The sequence below is a fragment of the Burkholderia sp. RF7-non_BP4 genome (genome assembly GCF_001521935.1).
Classification (GTDB): domain Bacteria; phylum Pseudomonadota; class Gammaproteobacteria; order Burkholderiales; family Burkholderiaceae; genus Burkholderia; species Burkholderia diffusa.
Genome location: NZ_LOTA01000025.1, coordinates 54,485 through 72,650 on the forward strand (window position 1 = coordinate 54,485; position 18,166 = coordinate 72,650).

At 67.4% G+C, this 18,166-nt stretch carries 15 protein-coding genes and 1 pseudogene; 7 read left to right on the plus strand and 9 right to left on the minus strand.

Features of this window, described 5'->3' with window-relative positions; all coding sequences use genetic code 11:
- Positions 1 to 45 precede the first annotated feature (45 nt).
- Together WS49_RS08570 and WS49_RS34905 are read right to left on the minus strand one after the other, a co-directional pair.
- Complete coding sequence (locus tag WS49_RS08570; RefSeq protein ID WP_059526526.1) at positions 46 to 657, minus strand: cysteine hydrolase family protein; 612 nt, start codon at positions 655 to 657, stop codon at positions 46 to 48.
- Positions 658 to 866: 209 nt separating this feature from the next.
- On the minus strand, positions 867 to 1,052 hold the full coding sequence (locus WS49_RS34905; RefSeq protein WP_059596247.1) for a hypothetical protein: 186 nt from the start codon (positions 1,050 to 1,052) through the stop codon (positions 867 to 869).
- A gap of 153 nt (positions 1,053 to 1,205) precedes the next feature.
- On the opposite strand from WS49_RS34905, the gene WS49_RS08575 reads away from it, so the two are divergent.
- Together WS49_RS08575 and WS49_RS08580 are read left to right on the plus strand one after the other, a co-directional pair.
- Entirely contained in the window at positions 1,206 to 1,739 is a 534-nt protein-coding gene (locus WS49_RS08575) for a VOC family protein (protein ID WP_059526529.1), read from the plus strand.
- A gap of 40 nt (positions 1,740 to 1,779) precedes the next feature.
- Positions 1,780 to 2,535: a glucose 1-dehydrogenase gene (locus tag WS49_RS08580; protein WP_059526532.1), complete on the plus strand. Its 756-nt coding sequence runs from the start codon at positions 1,780 to 1,782 to the stop codon at positions 2,533 to 2,535.
- Between the two features lie 138 nt (positions 2,536 to 2,673).
- On the opposite strand, the gene WS49_RS08585 is transcribed toward WS49_RS08580, so the two are convergent.
- From WS49_RS08585 to WS49_RS08600, 4 genes are all read right to left on the minus strand, one after another.
- On the minus strand, positions 2,674 to 4,191 hold the full coding sequence (locus WS49_RS08585) for a purine-cytosine permease family protein (RefSeq protein WP_257127673.1): 1,518 nt from the start codon (positions 4,189 to 4,191) through the stop codon (positions 2,674 to 2,676).
- 321 nt (positions 4,192 to 4,512) lie between these two features.
- Positions 4,513 to 6,009 (minus strand): efflux transporter outer membrane subunit, encoded by a 1,497-nt coding sequence (locus WS49_RS08590; protein ID WP_059526538.1) that lies wholly within the window; start codon positions 6,007 to 6,009, stop codon positions 4,513 to 4,515.
- The gene (locus WS49_RS08595) at positions 6,006 to 9,179 is read right to left on the minus strand and encodes an efflux RND transporter permease subunit (RefSeq protein WP_059526541.1); all 3,174 of its coding nucleotides are present in this window, start codon (positions 9,177 to 9,179) and stop codon (positions 6,006 to 6,008) included. Before WS49_RS08595 ends, WS49_RS08590 begins: the two co-directional genes overlap by 4 nt.
- Before the next feature lie 13 nt (positions 9,180 to 9,192).
- Positions 9,193 to 10,389 carry an efflux RND transporter periplasmic adaptor subunit gene (locus tag WS49_RS08600; RefSeq protein ID WP_059526544.1) on the minus strand — a complete coding sequence of 399 codons (1,197 nt, stop codon included), beginning with the start codon at positions 10,387 to 10,389 and terminating at the stop codon, positions 9,193 to 9,195.
- Between the two features lie 79 nt (positions 10,390 to 10,468).
- On the opposite strand from WS49_RS08600, the gene soxR reads away from it, so the two are divergent.
- Both soxR and WS49_RS36005 read left to right on the plus strand, forming a co-directional pair.
- On the plus strand, positions 10,469 to 10,945 hold the full coding sequence (gene soxR, locus WS49_RS08605) for a redox-sensitive transcriptional activator SoxR (RefSeq protein WP_059526547.1): 477 nt from the start codon (positions 10,469 to 10,471) through the stop codon (positions 10,943 to 10,945).
- A pseudogene (locus WS49_RS36005) lies at positions 10,941 to 11,069 on the plus strand (LysR family transcriptional regulator); the annotation flags it as partial. The gene soxR and the pseudogene WS49_RS36005, both read left to right, overlap by 5 nt.
- A gap of 22 nt (positions 11,070 to 11,091) precedes the next feature.
- Here the strand turns inward: WS49_RS36005 and WS49_RS08610 are convergent.
- Entirely contained in the window at positions 11,092 to 11,745 is a 654-nt protein-coding gene (locus WS49_RS08610) for a TetR/AcrR family transcriptional regulator (protein ID WP_059527170.1), read from the minus strand.
- 148 nt (positions 11,746 to 11,893) lie between these two features.
- On the opposite strand from WS49_RS08610, the gene WS49_RS08615 reads away from it, so the two are divergent.
- Positions 11,894 to 13,186: an NAD(P)/FAD-dependent oxidoreductase gene (locus tag WS49_RS08615; protein WP_059526550.1), complete on the plus strand. Its 1,293-nt coding sequence runs from the start codon at positions 11,894 to 11,896 to the stop codon at positions 13,184 to 13,186.
- A 44-nt stretch (positions 13,187 to 13,230) separates the two neighbouring features.
- On the plus strand, positions 13,231 to 13,620 hold the full coding sequence (locus WS49_RS08620; RefSeq protein WP_059526553.1) for a DUF3331 domain-containing protein: 390 nt from the start codon (positions 13,231 to 13,233) through the stop codon (positions 13,618 to 13,620).
- Here WS49_RS08620 and WS49_RS08625 read toward each other — a convergent pair.
- Positions 13,617 to 14,945 carry a dicarboxylate/amino acid:cation symporter gene (locus tag WS49_RS08625; protein WP_059526554.1) on the minus strand — a complete coding sequence of 443 codons (1,329 nt, stop codon included), beginning with the start codon at positions 14,943 to 14,945 and terminating at the stop codon, positions 13,617 to 13,619. The two genes, WS49_RS08620 and WS49_RS08625, sit on opposite strands and share 4 nt — an antisense overlap.
- Before the next feature lie 230 nt (positions 14,946 to 15,175).
- Positions 15,176 to 16,927 (minus strand): gamma-glutamyltransferase, encoded by a 1,752-nt coding sequence (gene ggt, locus WS49_RS08630; protein WP_059526557.1) that lies wholly within the window; start codon positions 16,925 to 16,927, stop codon positions 15,176 to 15,178.
- A gap of 344 nt (positions 16,928 to 17,271) precedes the next feature.
- Between ggt and WS49_RS08635 the strand changes: the two genes are divergently transcribed.
- On the plus strand, positions 17,272 to 18,150 hold the full coding sequence (locus WS49_RS08635) for a MurR/RpiR family transcriptional regulator (RefSeq protein WP_059526560.1): 879 nt from the start codon (positions 17,272 to 17,274) through the stop codon (positions 18,148 to 18,150).
- The last annotated feature ends 16 nt before the right edge of the window (positions 18,151 to 18,166 follow it).

Sequence of the window (18,166 nt, forward strand, 5' to 3'; positions counted from 1 at the left end):
AGGGCCGTCGTCCGTCTGCGCACGGCTCGAGCCCGCCCGCGCGCATCAGGCGACGTCGAGCGCGAGCACCTGCCCTGTCGTCAGCACGTCGCCGAACGTGTCCGACAGCGCGGCCAGCGTGGCGCGATGAAGGTCGCGGTGCGGCACCGTGCCGCCGTCCGCGACATCGAGGTCGCGCGTCGCGCACGCGTCGTCGACGACGATCACCGCGTAGCCGAGCGGCACGGCATCGCGGGCCGCACCGGCAACGCACGCATGCGTCATCAGCCCGGTGACGATCAGCGTGTCGATGCTGGCCGCCTTCAGGCGCGCGTCGAGGTCCGTCGTCGGAAACACGCTCACCGACGTCTTCTTCACGACCGCGTGATGCGGCGCCGGCTGCAGGTCCGCATGAAAGCGGAAGCCGTCGCTGCCGTCGGCGAAGAGCGGGCCGCCGGCCGCGCCGACGTGCTGGACGTGGAATACCGGGATGCCGGCGCGATCGGCGAACGCGATCACGCGTCGCGCATTGCCCAGCGCGCGCGGCCCTTCCGGAATCGGCAGGCGGCCGCTGAAATATTCGTTCTGGAAATCGATCACCAGCAGCGCGGTGCGGGCGGCATCGATCGACGTCGGCGCGCTCGCGCCGGCCAGGGTACGGATGGTCGGATGTTGCATGGGTCGCTCTCTACTCAAGGTTGGCACATCGAACGAAACGGCGGCCCGGCAAGGCCCGCGCCACCGCACGCAGCCTTGCGGCAGGTCGCCACCGTGCGTGGGCTGGCCTGCCGTGACCGCGAGGCGCCAGTGTCGTGCCGTGCGGCCCCGCGCGACAGCGGCCCGCAGGACAACGTCCGACAGGATCGGGCCAACCTGCGCGCAGCCGTCTACGACAGCGCGGCCGCGCGCCCATGGCGCAGCATCATCACGAAGCCGAGCAGGAAGCCCGAGCCGCCGATCCACAACAGCCCGGTCTCTCCGAATACGGGCAGCAGATTCGTGAGCGCCTCGCCCGAAAACTGCGGGCTAACGGTCAAGGCGCCGAACGCGCGACAACGCGCAGACTCGCCCATTCGCTTCTCCCCCACCGCGCCGCGTCCCCGCGGCTAGTCCGTTTGGATGGCACGAAGCGCCACGTTTATTGCCATCATGGCCGTCATTCGTCGCACGCCGCATGCCGAATCGAACGACGCCGCGCACGCTCGCGCCCCCGCCACGGAGACACCATGAACGCCCCCGTCCTCGGCCCCGTCGACCAGATCGGCTATGTGGTCGCCGATCTCGACCGCAGCATCGCGCGCTGGCGCGCCCGCCACGATGCGGGCCCGTGGACCGTGTTCCGCGACGTGCGTCTCGACGGCCGCTACCTCGGTGAAGCGGTGACGGTCACGATGGATGTCGGGCTCGCGTATCTCGGCGGCGTGCAGATCGAACTGATCCACGTGACGAACGATGCGCCGTCGCCATACCGCGACGCGCACGGGCAACCGCTCGCGGGCCTGCATCACGTCGCCTGGGTGGTCGACGATCTCGATGCCGCGGTGGCGCGGCTCACGGCGCGCGGCCTGAGCGTCGTGTTCGAAGCGCGCAACCCGGCCACGCGCGTCGCCTACCTCGACGACGCCGACGATCCCGGCGTACGCGTCGAAGTGATCGAAGGCGCCGGCATGCGCGACATGATCGCGCGCGGCATCGCCGAAGTACGCGCATGGGATGGCGCCGATCCGGTCCGCATCATCGACGCGCCGGCCGCCGCATGAGCGGGCTCGTGCGTCCCCCTTCACTCACAGGAGCAACACGATGAAACGACTCGAAGGCAAGGTGGCGCTGATCACGGGCGGTGCCCGCGGCCAGGGCGAGGCGGAGGCACGCCGGTTCGTCGCCGAAGGCGCACGCGTGGTGATCGCCGACGTGCTGGACGACGCCGGCCAACGCGTCGCGGCCGAACTCGGCGACGCCGCACGCTACCAGCATCTCGACGTGACGAACGAAGACGACTGGCACACCGCCGTTCGCGCGACGCTCGCGCACTTCGGCCGCCTGGACGTCCTCGTGAACAACGCGGCGATCCTGAAGCTCGTGCCGATCGAGTCCTGTTCGCTCGACGACTATCGCAAGGTGATCGACGTGAACCAGGTCGGCTGCTGGCTCGGCATGAAATCGGCATTGGCCGCGCTGAAGGACGCGGGCGGCGGCTCGATCGTCAACGTGTCGTCGACGGCCGGGATGGAAGGCGTGGCCGGCGGCAGCGCGTATGTGTCGAGCAAGTTCGCCGTGCGCGGGATGACGAAGGCCGCCGCGCTCGAGTTCGGCCGCTACGGAATCCGCGTGAACTCGGTCCATCCGGGCGGCATCGACACCGTGATGGCGCGCCCGCCGGAATACGTCGATTTCGACCCGTCGTCGATCTACAGCGGGCTGCCGATCGCGCGCATCGGCAAACCCGACGAAGTGGCGAGCCTCGTGCTGTTTCTTGCGTCCGACGAATCCGCGTATTGCACGGGCTCGGAATTCATCGTCGACGGCGGAATGCTCGCGGGCAGCACGTTCCACTGATCCGCGGCGGGGTCGACGGGCAGGTCCGGCCGCTCATCCGAACCGACCATCACGCGTCCGAAAACGACCATGCCGCCGGCGGCTTTCCCGCGCGGCGGCACGATGGTTTCCGAAATGAAGCAGCAAACGATGCGGCGCTCAATACCCCTTCGGCTGGATCGCCGGCGCGCCGACAGCACGCGCCGCCTGCCCGCGGCCGCGCACGAGGAAGCGTCCGTTCGGGCCGTACACGCCGTCCGCTTCCGGATGCACCGTCAGCAGCACGAAATACAGCAATCCGCCGACCAGCAACGACACCGGCACGCTGAGATCGAGCCCGCCCGCCAGGGCGCCGAGCGGCCCGACGAACTGGCCCGGCAGATTCACGAACGACAGCCCGATGAACGCCGCCGGCAGCCACGCGCCCATCGCGCGCAGGTTCCAGCCGTGCGTGAACCAGTAGTGGCCGCCGCGCAGCCCGCGATTGAATACCTGCAGGTCGTCGGCGAGATAGAAGCCGCGACGCGTCACGTAGCCGATCACCATGATCGCCATCCACGGGCAGCTGAACGTGTCGATCAGCGTCGAGAACGTCGCGACGCTTTCGACGAGGTTGAACCAGAAACGCCCGACGAAGATGAACGCGATCGCGATCGTGCCGATCAGCAGCGTCGCACGCACACGGTTCAGGGCGCGCGGAAACATGCTCGACACGTCGAGGCCCGTGCCGTACAGCGCGGTCGTGCCGGTCGACATCCCGCCGATGATCGCGATCAGGCACATCGGCAGCAGAAACCAGCGCGGCGACACGGCGAGCAGCCCGCCGACGTAGTCGTTCGACGCGATGAACGCGGGCGCCTTCGACGCGATGATCGTCGCGGTCGCGAGGCCGAAGAAGAACGGCACGAAGGTCGCGATCTGCGCGGCGAACACGGCGCCCATCACGCGCCGCTTCGGCGTCTGTTGCGGGATGTAGCGCGCCCAGTCGCCGAGCGTCGACGCGAACGACACCGGGTTGCTCAACGCGACCAGCACCGCGCCGACGAACGCGGCCCAGAAACCCGCACTGCCCTGGCTCAGCGTGCCCGCGTAGTTCATGTCGAACATTCCCGCGAACGCGAACAGGCCGGCGACGAACAACAGGCTCGCCGCCCACACGGCGATCTTGTTGACCCACAGCATGAAGCGAAAGCCGTAGATGCAGACGATCAGCACGAGCACCGCGAACACCATGTACGCGGCGCCGAGCGTGAAGCCGTTGACCGGCACGCCGACCATGTTGTGCGCGCCGCCGACGAGCGCATCGCCTGAGCTCCACACCGCGAGCGAGAAGAACGCGATCGACGTGAGCAGCGCGAGAAACGAACCGACGATCCGGCCGTGGATGCCGAAATGCGCGCCGGACGACACGGGGTCGCTCGTGCCGTTGCGCGGACCGAACAGGCTCATCGGCGCGAGGATGCAGGTGCCGGCGAGCACGCCGAGCACGATCGCGCACACGCCCGCCTTGAACGACAGCCCGACCAGCACGGGGAAGCTGCCGAGCACCGACGTGGAAAACGTATTGCAGCCGCCGAACAGCAACCGGAACAGATCGATCGGACGTGCATAGCGTGATGCGTCGGGAATCCGCTCGAAACCGAACGATTCAACTTGCGTAATCCTGCCTTCAGCCATTTGTCTCCAACTCCTCTGGTGCATCGGTACGGCCTGCGACTTCGGCCATACGACACATCGTCATCAATTTGCGGCCACTCTAAACCGGATCGGGCAGCGCAAATATCACGCATTCGAGACGTTTACGACGAAGGAGAACAATGTTTCGCGGCCGGGAATCGGCCGCGGGCCGCGCCGCGCATGCGGTGCGGGCGATGCGAGGCAGGTACGACGGCGAAGCGCGGTTCCGCCGCCAGCGGACAGCGGAACCGCAGCCCGGCGCTCCCGCCTGCTGAACGGCGGGCAGACGCACCGCGCCCGCCCGCCGCGCGACCCGGCGTACTACGGCACCGTTCGCGCGAGCGGCCCCGGTGCGGCCTGCGCCGTTCCCGCTGGCCAGCCGCCCGCGAGCGCCTTGTACAGCGCGACCGTCGACGCCGCGCTGCGCATCCGCCCGTCGGCCGCCGCGTCCTGCGCCTGCAGCAGCGTCCGCTGTGCGTCCAGCACTTCGTAATAGTCGATCGCGCCCGCCGAGAAGCGCGTCTGCGCGAGCTGCGCCGCGCGTGCGCTGTCGTCCGCCGCCCGCACGAGGTGTGCGGTCTCGTCCCGCGTGCGGGCGACGCGCAGCAGCGCGTTCTCGGTTTCCTCCAGTGCGCCGAGCACGGTCTGCCGGTACTGCGCGAGTTGGCCGGCCGCCTCCGCGTCGCTCGCCGCGATCCGCGCGCGCACGCGGCCGACGTCGAGGAACGACCAGTCGACGCCGAGCGCGATCAGGTTCGTGTCGCTGCCCGCACGGAAGAACCCATAGCTGCTCGTCGCGCTGCCGAGCAGCCCCGACAGCGTGAAGCGCGGAAACAGGTCTGCCGTCGCGACGCCGACCCGCGCGGTGGCCGCATGCAGCCGCGCCTCGGCAGCCGCGACATCGGGGCGCCTGCGCAGCAGGTCGCCCGGCGTGCCGGGATCGATGTCGGCGGCAAGCGCCGGCAGCGGCACCGGCGTGCCTTTCGATGCGTCGGCGTTCGGCATGTCGAACCGGCCGATCAGCGCATCCGGCGTCTGTCCGGTCAATACCGCGAGCCGGTGTTCGTCGACGCCGATCGCCGCTTCGTACACGGCGATCCGCGACGTCGTCGATTCGAACTGCGCGCGCGCACGCGCCGCATCGAGCTCGGAACCGCGCCCCGCGCCGACGCGCGCATTGATCAGCGCGAGCGTCTGCTTCTGGTTGTCGGCGTTCTCGCGCGCGATCCGCAGCCGCTCCTGCGAGCCGCGCAGATCCACGTACGTGCTCGCGACCTCGCCCGCGATCGCGACACGCACCGCGCGCACGTCGGCCGCGCTCGCGGCCGTTTCCGCGCGCTGCGACTCGATCGACCGGCGCACGCGGCCGAACAGGTCCAGTTCCCACGCCGCGTTGATCCCGACATTGGAGATCGGCGTATCGCGCTGGCTGCGCGGCGCGCCGAACGCCTGGTCCTTGCTCGTCAGCTGGTGGCCGATCCGGCCGCTCGCGGTAATCGTCGGATAGCGGTCGAACGTAGCCTGCGACAGCATCGCGTTCGATGCGTCGTAGCGCGATACGGCGACCTGCAGGTCCTGGTTCGCCGCGAGCGCCGCGTCGATCAACTGCGTGAGCGCCGGGTCGCCGAAGCCGCGCCAGAACGTGGCATCGGCAGCCGCCGACGCGTCCGGCGACGACGCATCCTGCGTGGCCGGATGCGCGTCGCGTGCGAAGCGCGCGGCAGCCGCGGTGTCTGGCCGTTTGAAATCCGGGCCGACCGCGCACGCGGCGAGCGTCACCGACATCGCGAGCGCGGAAAGACGGAAAGCGGCGCTCATCGGTTTTCTCCTTCGAGGGTGCCATGCTGTTCGTTCCACACGGCCGGCGTGCCGCCCGCGAGCTTGCGGATCGCCACATAGAACACGGGCGTGAGGAACAGCCCGAACAACGTGACGCCGAGCATCCCCGCGAACACGGTGACGCCGGTGGCCGCGCGCACCTCGCTGCCCGCGCCGCTGCCGATCAGCAGCGGCACCGAGCCCGCGATGAACGCGACCGACGTCATCACGATCGGCCGCAACCGCAGCCTGCACGCCTCCAACGCCGCGTCGATCACGCCCTTGCCCTGGATTTCGAGCTCGCGCGCGAACTCGACGATCAGGATCGCGTTCTTGCACGCGAGACCCATCAGCACGACGAGACCGACCTGCACGAACACGTTGTTGTCGCCCCCGGACAGCCATACGCCGAACAGCGCCGCGCACATGCACACGGGCACGATCAGGATCACCGCGAGCGGCAGCGTCCAGCTTTCGTACAGCGACGCGAGCACCAGGAAAACGAGCATCACCGCGAGCGGAAACACGACGATCGCCGCGTTGCTCTGCGTGACCTGCTGGTAGCTGAGGTCGGTCCATTCGAGCGTGATGCCCGGCGGCAGCACGTCTTTCGCGATCTGCTGCAGCTTCGCGATCGCCTGCGACGACGACATCGCCTTCGGGTCCGCGTCGCCGATCAGGTCCGCGGCCGGATAGCCGTTGTAGCGGACGACCGGATCCGGCCCGTACGCGGGCGCGACCGTCACCATCGAGCCGATCGGCACCATCTCGCCCTTCGCGTTGCGCGTGCGCAGGTTCGCGATGTCGGCGGCCGTCTGCCGGTGACCGGCATCGGCCTGCGCCATCACGCGGTACACGCGGCCGAATGCATTGAAGTCGTTCACGTACATCGAGCCCAGATAGACCTGCAGCGTGCTGAACAGATCGGTCAGCGCGACGCCCTGCGCCTTCGCCTTCAGCCGGTCGACCTTCACCTCGAGCTGCGGGATGTTCGCCTGGTACGCGCTGACGGGGTAGCTCATCCCCGGCGTCTTCGCGACCGCGGCCTGGAATGCCGTCAACGCCTTCTGCAATTCGCCGTAGCCGAGCCCGCCACGATCCTCGAGATACAGCGAGTAGCCCGAACCGTTTCCGAGGCCCTGGATCGGCGGCGGCATCAGCGCATAGGTGATGCCGCCGCCGATTGCCGCGAAGCGCGCGTTCAGGTCCGCGTTGATCTGCGCGGCGCTGCGGTGACGCTGGTCGAACGGCTTCAGGATTACGTACGAGTTCGTGATGTTCGGTGTATTCACGCCCTGCAGCGCGTTCAGTCCGGCGAACGCCGGCACCATCTCGACGCCGTCGGTGCCGAGCGCGATCTTCGTCATCTGCTCGGTCACCGCGCTGGTGCGCGCGAGCGACGCGCCTTCCGGCAACTTCGCGCCGGCGAACAGATACAGCTTGTCCTGCACGGGAATGAAGCCGCCCGGCACCGCGTTGAACAGCAGCGCGGTCGCCGCGAGCAGCGCCGCATAGACCGCGAACACCGCGCCGCGCCGCTTCAGCGTGCGCGCGACGACGCCGTGATAGCGACCGGAACTGCGCTCGAAGAAGCGGTTGAACGGATGAAACAGCCAGCCGAATGCACGGTCGAGCGCACGCGTGAGCGCATCCTTCGGCGCGCCGTGCGGGCGCAGCAGCTTCGCGGCGAGCGCGGGCGACAGCGTCAGCGAATTGACCGCGGAAATCACCGTCGAGATCGCGATCGTCACCGCGAACTGCTTGTAGAACTGGCCGGTCACGCCCGACATGAACGCCATCGGCACGAACACCGCGCACAGCACGAGCGCGATCGCGACGATCGGCCCCGACACCTCGCGCATCGCCTGATGCGCGGCGTCGCGCGGGCTCAGCCCCTGTGCGATGTTGCGCTCGACGTTCTCGACCACCACGATCGCATCGTCGACGACGATCCCGATCGCGAGCACGAGCCCGAACAGCGTCAGCGTATTGATCGAATAGCCGAGCAGGTAGAGCCACGCGAACGTGCCGACCACCGACACCGGCACCGCGACGAGCGGAATGATCGACGCGCGCCAGGTCTGCAGGAACAGGATCACGACGAGCACGACCAGCACGACGGCCTCGATCAGCGTGTGCTGCACCGCGCGGATCGATTCGCGCACGAACACGGTCGGGTCCCACACCGGGCGATACGCGATGCCCGGCGGGAAGCGCTTCGACAGCTCGTCGAGCTTCGCATACACGGACTTCGCGACGTCGAGCGCATTCGCGCCCGGCGACAGGAAGATGCCGACCACGGCCGAATGCCGGTCGTTGAAATACGAGCGCAGCGTGTAGTCGCCCGCACCGAGCTCGATGCGCGCGACGTCGGACAGCTTCACGACCTGGCCGTCGTCGCCATTGCGCAGCACGATGTCGCCGAATTCCTGCACCGTGCGCAGCCGGCCGCGCACGTTGATCGACACGAGGAAATCGTTCTTCTTCGGCGTCGGCTCCGCACCCAGCTGGCCGGCCGATACCTGTACGTTCTGCTCGCGCACCGCGGCGATCACGTCGCTCGCGGTCAGCCCGCGCGATGCGAGCCGGTTCGGGTCGAGCCAGAGCCGCATCGCGTAATCGCCGGAGCCGTACACGCCGACGTCGCCGATGCCGGTCAGGCGCGACAGCTCGTCCTTCACGTTCAGCGTCAGATAGTTGCGCAGATACAGCGAATCGCGGCTGTTGTCCGGCGAATAAAGGCTCACGTACATCAGCGGCGTCGGCGACTGCTTCTGCGTGGTCACGCCGTACTGGCGCACCTCGTCGGGCAGACGCGACAGCGCCTGGCTCACGCGGTTCTGCACGCGCACGGCGGCCGTGTCGGGATCGACGCCCTGCAGGAACGTGACGACGACCTGCAGGCTGCCGTCCGAGCCCGCGACCGACTTCATGTACATGATCCCTTCGACGCCGTTGATCGCTTCTTCCAGCGGCTCGGCGACCGATTCGGCGATTTCCTTCGGGTTCGCGCCAGGGTACGTCGCACGCACCACGACACTCGGCGGCACGACTTCCGGATACTCGCCGGCCGGCAGCATCGGGATCGAGATCAGGCCGATCGCGAAGATGACGATCGACAGCACGACCGCGAAGATCGGCCGGTCGATGAAGAATCGGGAGAAATCCATCGCAGGTCTCCCGTTATTGCGCGGCCGGCGCGCCGGCGTCGGCCACGGCCTGCGTGCTGCTGCCCGCATCCGCGCGTGCGGGCAGCGCCTTCGGCTTCACCTGCGCACCCGGATAGTAGATCCGCTGCACGCCGTCGACGACCACGCGATCGCCCGACTGAAGCCCCTTTTCGACGATCCGCTCGCCGTCCAGCACACGGCCGATCGTCACGTCGCGACGCATCGCCTTGTCGCCTGCGCCGATCACGTAGACATACTTACGATCCTGATCGGTGAGCACCGCCTTGTCGTCGACGAGCAGCGCATCCTGGTCGCGGCCGCTGACGAGCTGCACGCGCGCATAGAGGCCCGGCGTGAACGTGTGATCCGCGTTCGGCAGCCGCACGCGCGCGCGGATCGTGCCGGTTTGCGGATCGAGCCGGTTGTCGAGGAAATCGACGGTGCCCGCGTGCGGGAAGCCCGTCTCGTTGGCGAGGCCCACGCGCACCGGATCCGCGCCGATCGCCCGATGTTTCGGGTCGGCGCGCCGCGCGTTGTAGCGCAGGTAGCTCTGCTCGTCGCAGTCGAAATACACGTAGACGGGGTCCTGCGACACGACCGTCGTCAGCAGCGTGTCGTCCGCACGCGCGAGGTTGCCGGCGGTCGCGATCGCACGGCCGACGCGCCCCGCGATCGGCGCACGCACTTCGGTGAAGCCGAGATTGAGCTTCGCGTCGGCGACGGCCGCGTCGGCCGCCTGCAGGTCGGCGCGCGCCTGCTCCGCGGTCGCGCGCGCGTTGTCGAGTTCCTCCTGGGAGGTTGCATGCGCATCGATCAGCGTCCGCACGCGCTTGAGCTGTACATCGGCGAGGCTCGCGGCCGCGCGCGCCCGCTGCTGCTGCGCGTTCGCGCGGTCGAGCGCGATCCGGTACGGGCGTGGATCGATCTCGAACAGCACCGCGCCCTGCGCGACGAGGTCGCCCTCCTTGTACGCGATGCGCTGCAGATAGCCGCTCACGCGTGGCCGCAGCTCGACCGCGTCGACCGCTTCGACGCGTCCGTTGAATTCGTCCGCGAGGCGGATCGTGCGCGGCGCGACGGTCGTCACGCCGACTTCGGGCAGCGGATGGGCCGACGATTCGCCTTTGCCGTCGTGACAGCCCGACAACGCCAGCAGCAATGCGCAGGCCGCGCCCAAAGGCGACGTCCTGCGTGGGGATAAGAGGAGCATGATGCCTCGCGACGGGTTAAACTGCCGCGTAGCATAAAAGTTGAAGTTAACTTCAAGTCAAGCTTTCCCGGAGGGCGTCATGGGTATCGACGAAACCCCGCAATGGCCGCTGATGTCGATCCGCGAAGTGGCCGCACGCAGCGGCGTGCCGGCATCGACGTTGCGCTTCTACGAGAAGCGCGGGCTCATCAAGTCGCACCGCAACGGCTCGAGCCATCGTCACTATTCGCGTGCGGTGCTGCGGCTGATCGCGTTCATCGTGTTCGCGCAGAAGATCGGCTATTCGCTCGACGAGATCGCCGAACAGCTCGTGAGCCTGCCGGAAGACACCGCCCCGACCAACAAGGACTGGCAGCGGCTGTCGCGCGGCTGGAAGCAACGCGTCGCGAACCGGATCGAGGAACTGCAGCGGCTCTACATCAACCTCGACGAATGCATCGGATGCGGCTGCCTGTCGCTGAAGCGCTGCAAGCTGACCAACCCCGAGGACCGCGCGGGCCGCAACGGGCCCGGCGCGCGGCGCTGGCTCGGCGACGCGCCGCCCGATCTCGACTGACGCGGGCGGCCCGCTCGCATACGAACTGGCGATCGCCTACCGGACGCCGTCGCAGCGCGTCGACGCGCTGCGCGAGAGCGCGCGGCACGCGATCGATGCATTGGGGCTGGCGGAGGCAACGTGACCGCGCGTCGTGCGCGCGGCGCTCAGACGCGCAGAATGCTGAGCGCGACGTCGAGCACGGCCTGCCGGAACGCATCCTGCCGCGTGGGCAGCGACGTGAACTCCAACATCATGTGGCTGTACGACACCGTCGTGCCGACCGCGCTCGCGATCATGAAGAACAGCACGTTGGGATCGACCGTGCGGATTTCGCCGGCCTCGACCGCGTCGGCCAGCAGCGGAAACATCGCGTCGTGATACGGCCGCACGATCCGCTGCTGCAGGCAGTCGAGCCGTGCGCCCTCTTCGGTCGCCGCCGTCGAGAAGAACATGCCGATGTCCGGCTCCTCGAATTCGTGGTCGACACACAGCTCGATCGCGCGCCGCACGCGCTCGCGATGCGGCAATGACGACGTGCGCAGCGCGCGCAACGCATCGAACAGCGGCTCGGCGAGATCGACGATCTGCTCGACGACGGCCAGCCACAACGTTTCCTTCGCGCCGAAATGGTGGGCGATCAGCGCGGCGTCGATGCCCAGCTCGCGCGCGACCTCGCGCACGCTCGTCGCATCGTAGCCGCGCTTCGCGAACGTGCGACGGGCGGCCCGCAATATCACGTCCGGACCGACGGACGCCTCCGCCAGCGGCCGCCCCCGCGTACGCCGCTTCGACGGCGCGCGCTCAGTGACTTCAGCCACGTTTTCCTGCTCCCGTTGAATGAATCGAATGCCCGCGTTCGGGCCCCAGTTCCACATCGCCAGAACCGGGTCGCCTGCCCCGCTCCGTTGACATGCAAAGCCGGGAAGCGCTAGGATCATACATTATTCATCACGTGATGATTTATCCATGACAACCCCTACCCGCATCGTGATCGTCGGCGGCGGCATCGCCGGATTGCAGCTCGCGACCCGCCTCGGCGAACGTCTCGGCCGCACCGGGCGCGCTCAGGTCACCGTCGTCGACCGCAGCCCGACCCATATCTGGAAGCCGATGCTGCACACGATCGCGGCCGGCACGCGCGACGTGCAGCAACAGCAGGTGATCTTCCTCGCCCATGCGCGCGATCACGGCTACACGTACCAGCCCGGCGAACTGACGGGGCTCGATCGTGCGCGTCGCCGCGTGCAGCTCGCCGAGATCCGCTCGCAGGACGGCGAACGAATGATCGACGCGCGCGAGCTCGAATACGACGTGCTGATCCTCGCGCTCGGCAGCCAGGCCAACGATTTCGGCGTGCCGGGCGTGCGCGAGCACTGCTACTTCATTGACAGCCAGCAGCAGGCCGAAACCTTCAACGAAGCGTTGCGGATGCGCGTGTTTCGCAGCATCGCGCGCGACGAGCCGTTGCGCGTCGCGATCGTCGGTGCGGGTGCGACGGGCGTGGAGCTGGCAGCGGAACTGAGCCGGCTGCTGGAAGTGGCGCAGGCATACGGCGACGAGACGGTGCGCGAACGGCTGCGGCTGACGCTGCTCGAAAGCGGCCCGCGCATCCTCGCCGCGTTTCCGCCGAGGATTTCCGCGTCGGCGCAGCGGCGGCTCGAACAGATCGGCTTTCATGTGCTGACGTCGACGCGCGTGACGGCGGCCGATGCGAACGGCTTCCACTATGGCGACGGTTCGTTTGCCGAAGCAGATCTGATGGTGTGGGCGGCCGGCGTGAAGGCGCCCGATTTCATGCAGGCGCTGGGCGGGCTCGACACGAACCGCGCGAACCAGATCCTGGTCGGGCCCACGTTGCAGGCCACGGCCGACGAGCACGTGTTCGCGATCGGCGATTGCGCGAGCCTGCAGCCCGACGGCCACGAGCGACCGCTGCCGCCCACCGCGCAGGTCGCGGCCCAGCAGGCCGAGCATCTCGCGAAGCACTTGCCGGCGTGGCTCGACGGCAAACCGCTGCCGCCGTTCGCGTTCCACGACTTCGGCGCGCTCGTGTCGATCAGCGACTACGACGCGTTCGGCACACTCGGGCAATTCGGGTTCTTTCGCGGCGGCTTCATCCAGGGGCGTTTCGCGCAATTCAGCCATCTGATGCTGTATCGGCGCCACCAGCAGGCGCTGCACGGATTTTCCAAGGCGACGCTGCTGTGGATCGCCGAACGGATCAACGGCTGCGTGCAGCCGCGCATCCGCCTGTCGTGATGCCGCACGTCGCGGCATCGCGTAACGTTTCGAGGGAAACAAAGATGAGCAACAGTGCAGTAGCCTGGCTCAAGACGGTCGCCGCGATCGGCAGCTTCGACATGCCGTCCGTCTCATGGGCCGCACCGCGACGGCGCAGCATCACGCGCGACCGCCTGCCGTCGTGGGACGCGACGAGCCAGCCGACGATCAGCGTGCTCGAACGTCCCACGGCCGACACCGTGATGATTTCGTGGCGCGACGCGTGCACCGGCCACTACGGCTATCAGAAGTGGCGGCTGTTCACGACGCGCAAGCGCGGCGTCTGTGCGCTGTCGGGGCAGCCGATCGCGCCCGGCGACAGCGTGTATGCGCCGCAACTGCTCGGCTCGGCGCCGGGCAACGCCGCCGCGATGGTGCTGGCGGCGTTCATCGACGAGGCGTGTGCCGCTTAAACGGACGTCGCCTGACCGGCACCATAGGCCGGTTCGCTGTTCTGCCGTTCCAGTTCCGCATCGAGATGCGCGGCATGCGCCAGTGCTTCGGACTCCGACATCAGCTCGCCTTCCCACTTCGCGACCACCGCGCTGGCGATCGAATTGCCGACCGCATTGGTGGCCGAGCGGCCCATGTCGAGGAACGTGTCGACACCGAGGATCAGCAGCAGCCCGGCTTCCGGGATATCGAACTGATGCAGCGTCGCCGCGATCACGACGAGCGATGCGCGCGGCACGCCGGCCATCCCCTTCGACGTCAGCATCAGGACCAGCAGCATCGTGATCTGCGTGCCGAGCGACAGATGAATGTTGTACGCCTGCGCGATGAACAGCGACGCAAACGTGCAGTACATCATCGAGCCGTCGAGGTTGAACGAATAGCCCATCGGCATCACGAAGCTCGAGATCTTGCGTCGCACGCCGAACCGGTCGAGCGCGTCGAGGATCTTCGGGTACGCGGCTTCGGAGCTCGCGGTCGCGAACGACAGCATGAACGCTTCCTTGATCAGCACGAGCAGCTTGAATACGCGGCGGCCGAGGAACAGCAGGCCGGCGATCACGAGCGTGCTCCACAGCAGGAACAGGCTGACGTAGAAGTCGCCCATGAACACCGCGAACTTCAGCAACACCGACAGCCCGTTGACCGCGACGGTCGCGGCCATCGCCGCCAGCACCGCGAGCGGCGCGAGCTTCATCACGTAGCCGGTGATCTTCAGCATCACGTGCGCCAGCTGGTCGATCGCGGCCACGAGGATCTTGCCGCGCTCGCCAAGCGCCGACAGCGCGACGCCGAAGAACATCGAGAACACGACGATCTGCAGGATCTCGTTGTTCGCCATCGCCTCGGCGATCGACTTCGGCACCATGTGGCTGACGAAATCCTTCAGCGTGAACTTGGACGTCGCGAGATGCGCGGATGCGCCGATGTCCGGCAGCGGCAGGCCGAGGTTCTCGCCCGGGCGCAGCAGGTTCGCCATCAACAGCCCGAGCAGCAGCGAGATCAGCGACGCGGTGACGAACCAGCCGAACGCCTTCACGAATACGCGCCCCACCGACGATGCGTCGCCCATGTGCGCGATACCGACGACGAGCGTGGAGAAGACGAGCGGCCCGATCACCATCTTGATCAGGCGAAGGAACACGTCGGACACGAGGGAGATGTAGCCGGCGATTTCGGTCGCCGCCTGCTTGTCGGGAAACTGCGTGTAGATCATGTAGCCGATGAAGATGCCGGCCGCCATCGCGAGCAGGATCCAGACTGCCGCAGACATTCGTTTGTTCATAACGGAACTCGACGCACGGTGCAGGAGTGAAAGAAAAAATACGCGCGCCGATGCCGTGCCACGGCGCACGTTGCGAGCAAGGCGGGCCCGGGACTCCTGGCACCCGCCACGCTCGATACTGCGAACGTCCGCGAACGGACGCGCTGTCGCTGCCGCGGCGCTCGCGCGAGGGCGAACGCCGGGGCAACCGTTCAGCCTGATGCAATCAAATCGAATCTCATCCGCGCAGGTCAGTAGCCGATCGCCGAACCGGCCGGCCGGCGCGGATCGTTGACGCCGTAGATGTAGCCGACGCGCACGTTGCCGGACACCGACGAGTCGTTGCCGGAACTCTGACGGCTCGCCGCCTCGGTGCCGGGCAGGCCGACCAAGATCAACTCCGCTGCGCCCCACGGCGTCTGCTCGACCATCTTGTAGCCCATGTTGCGCAGGATCGCGAGCGTGTCGGGCGACAGGCCGCGGGTTTCGTAATAGACCTGATCCGGCAGCCATTGATGATGGATGCGCGGCGCCCCGACCGCATCCTGCGGCGTCATTCCGTAGTCGATCACGTTCAGCACGGTTTGCAGCGTGATGGTGATGATGCGCGAGCCGCCCGGCGACCCGACCACCATGAACACCTTGCCGTCCTTCTTCACGATCGTCGGCGCCATCGACGACAGCGGACGCTTGCCCGGGGCGATCGAGTTGCGCGTGCCCTGCACGAGGCCGAACAGGTTCTGCGCGCCGACCTTGACCGTGAAGTCGTCCATCTCGTCGTTCAGGAAGAAGCCCGTGCCCGGCGCGATCACCACGGCGCCGAAGCGGCCGTTGACCGTGTACGTGGTCGACACCGCGTTACCGTCGCGGTCGATGATCGAATAGTGGGTCGTCTCCGGCTTTTCGTGCACGCCGACACCCGGCTGCACGTCGACCGACGCCGTCGCCGTGTCGCCGCTGATCTGCTTGCGGATCTCGGCCGCATACGCCTTGCTCGTCAGCTTCGCGACCGGATTGTCGATGAAGTTCGGGTCGCCCAGCAGCGTGTTGCGATCCTCGTACGCGTGGCGCATCGCCTCGGTCATGTAATGAACCACCGAAGCCGACTGGTAGCCGAACTTGCGCAGGTCATACCCTTCGAGGACGTTCAGCGTCTCGCACATCGTCACGCCGCCCGAGCTCGGCGGCGGCGCCGACACGAACTCGTAGCCGCGATACGTGCAGGTCAGCGGCGCCATGTCCTGCGCACGATACGACGCGAAGTCGGCCGCCGTGATCAGCCCGCCGCCGCGCTTCGCGGCCGCTTCGACGATCTTCGGAATCTCGCCGTGATAGAACGCGTCGGGGCCCTGCTCCGCGATGCGCTCGAGCGTGCGCGCCAGGTCTTTCTGCACCAGGCGGTCGCCCGGCTGCAGCGGCGTGCCGTCCGGGCGCAGGAAGATGCGCGCGGCTTCCGGGTCCTTCTTGAAACGGTCGATCGTCGTGTCGAGGATGTCCGTATCGCCGCGCGTCAGCACGAAGCCGTCGCGCGCGAGCCGGATCGCCGGCGCCATCACCTGCCGGCGCGTCAGCTTGCCGTACTTGCGCTGCGCGAGGTCGAGACCCGCGACCGTGCCCGGCACACCGACCGCGCGATAGCCGTACAGGCTGTCGTCCGGAATGACGTTGCCGTTCGCATCGAGATACATGTTCGCGGACGCCGCGGCCGGCGCGGTCTCGCGGAAGTTGATGAAGCGGTCGCGGCCGTCCGCCAGGTGCAGGGTCATGAACCCGCCGCCGCCGATGTTGCCGCAGCACGGGTTGGTCACCGCTTGCGCGTAGCCGACCGCCACGGCGGCGTCCACCGCGTTGCCGCCTTCCTTCAGGATGTCGACGCCGATCTGCGACGCGAAGTGCTGCGACGACACGACCATGCCGTTCTTCGCTTCCACCGCGGGTTCCGAAGCGGCGAGCGCGCCTGCGCTCAGGGCCGACAACAGGGTGAGTACGACGAGCCGCCTCATGACGGAATCCTCCAGACGAATGACCGGAGCCTTGCCGGTCGACGTTGCTGATCCGGCATGTAATGAACGATACATTCCGGCGAGGCCGCGATCATACATCGGCATTTTGATCTCAAAACCTAGGGTTATCACTCAGCTTATGCGCGAGATTGCGCGCCGATCGACCGCGTGAGATGTTCGTTTTATTACACATATGAATGTCTGATGCCCGGAGTGATGCGTCCCTCTAATCTGCAGCCTCACGCGATTGGCGGCCTGTCGATGGGCTAACATGCATGGAGTCGCCGGCAGACGCGTGTCTGCCGTTTGTCGTTCATTCAGATAAGAGCAAGCCGGAGTGCCCGATGGGGACAAGCATCAGGGCGTTGCTGCTATCCCAGATGGATAGCTTCACGCCGTCGGAACAGAAGGTCGCGCACGCGCTGCTGGATCGCTATCCGAGCCTCGGGCTCGGGCCGATCGCGAGCTTCGCGAAGCAAGCCGAAGTCAGCGACCCGACCGTGTTTCGCTTCGTCGTGCGGATCGGCTTTCCGAACTACCCGTCGTTTCAGCAGGCGCTGCACGACGAGATCGACACCGCGATGAATTCGCCGCTCGCGCGGATGGACGCATTCCACTCGGAATCGGGGATGCGCGACAGCCATGCGGCGATCTTCCAGCGGCTTTCGCAATCGCTCGCCACCACGATCGAAGGACTCGATGCGGCGGCGTTCGACGAAGCGGTGACGCTGCTGGCCGATCCGGATATCCGCGTGTTCTGCGGCGGCGGACGTTATACCGCCCCGCTCGCGTCGCTGTTTTCCTTCACGCTCGCGTATGCGCGCCCGCATGTGCAGTACGTCGAGCCGAACGTGAATCTCGCGTCGGTCTCGCTGACGGACATGGGGCCCGGCGACGTGCTCGTCATTTTCGATTTTCGCCGCTATCAGAAGGACAGCATCCGGTTTGCGCAGGCCGCGCACCGGCTCGGCGCGCGGATACTGCTGATCACCGACGAATGGCGCTCGCCGATCAGCGCGTTCGCCGAGATCGTGCTGCGGATCCAGGGGCGCCCGTTCGCGATGCTGCAGACCAATGTGCCGGCGCTCGCGCTCGCCGAAGCGCTGGTGATCGGCGTGACGAACCGGCTTCCCGAACTGGCGCGGCAGCGGATGGAAAAGATCGAGCGGCTAAGTACGGGCGGCAGCGAGCAGGATGCGAATCAGTGGGATTTGCCCGAATGACGGTCGGCCATCATTC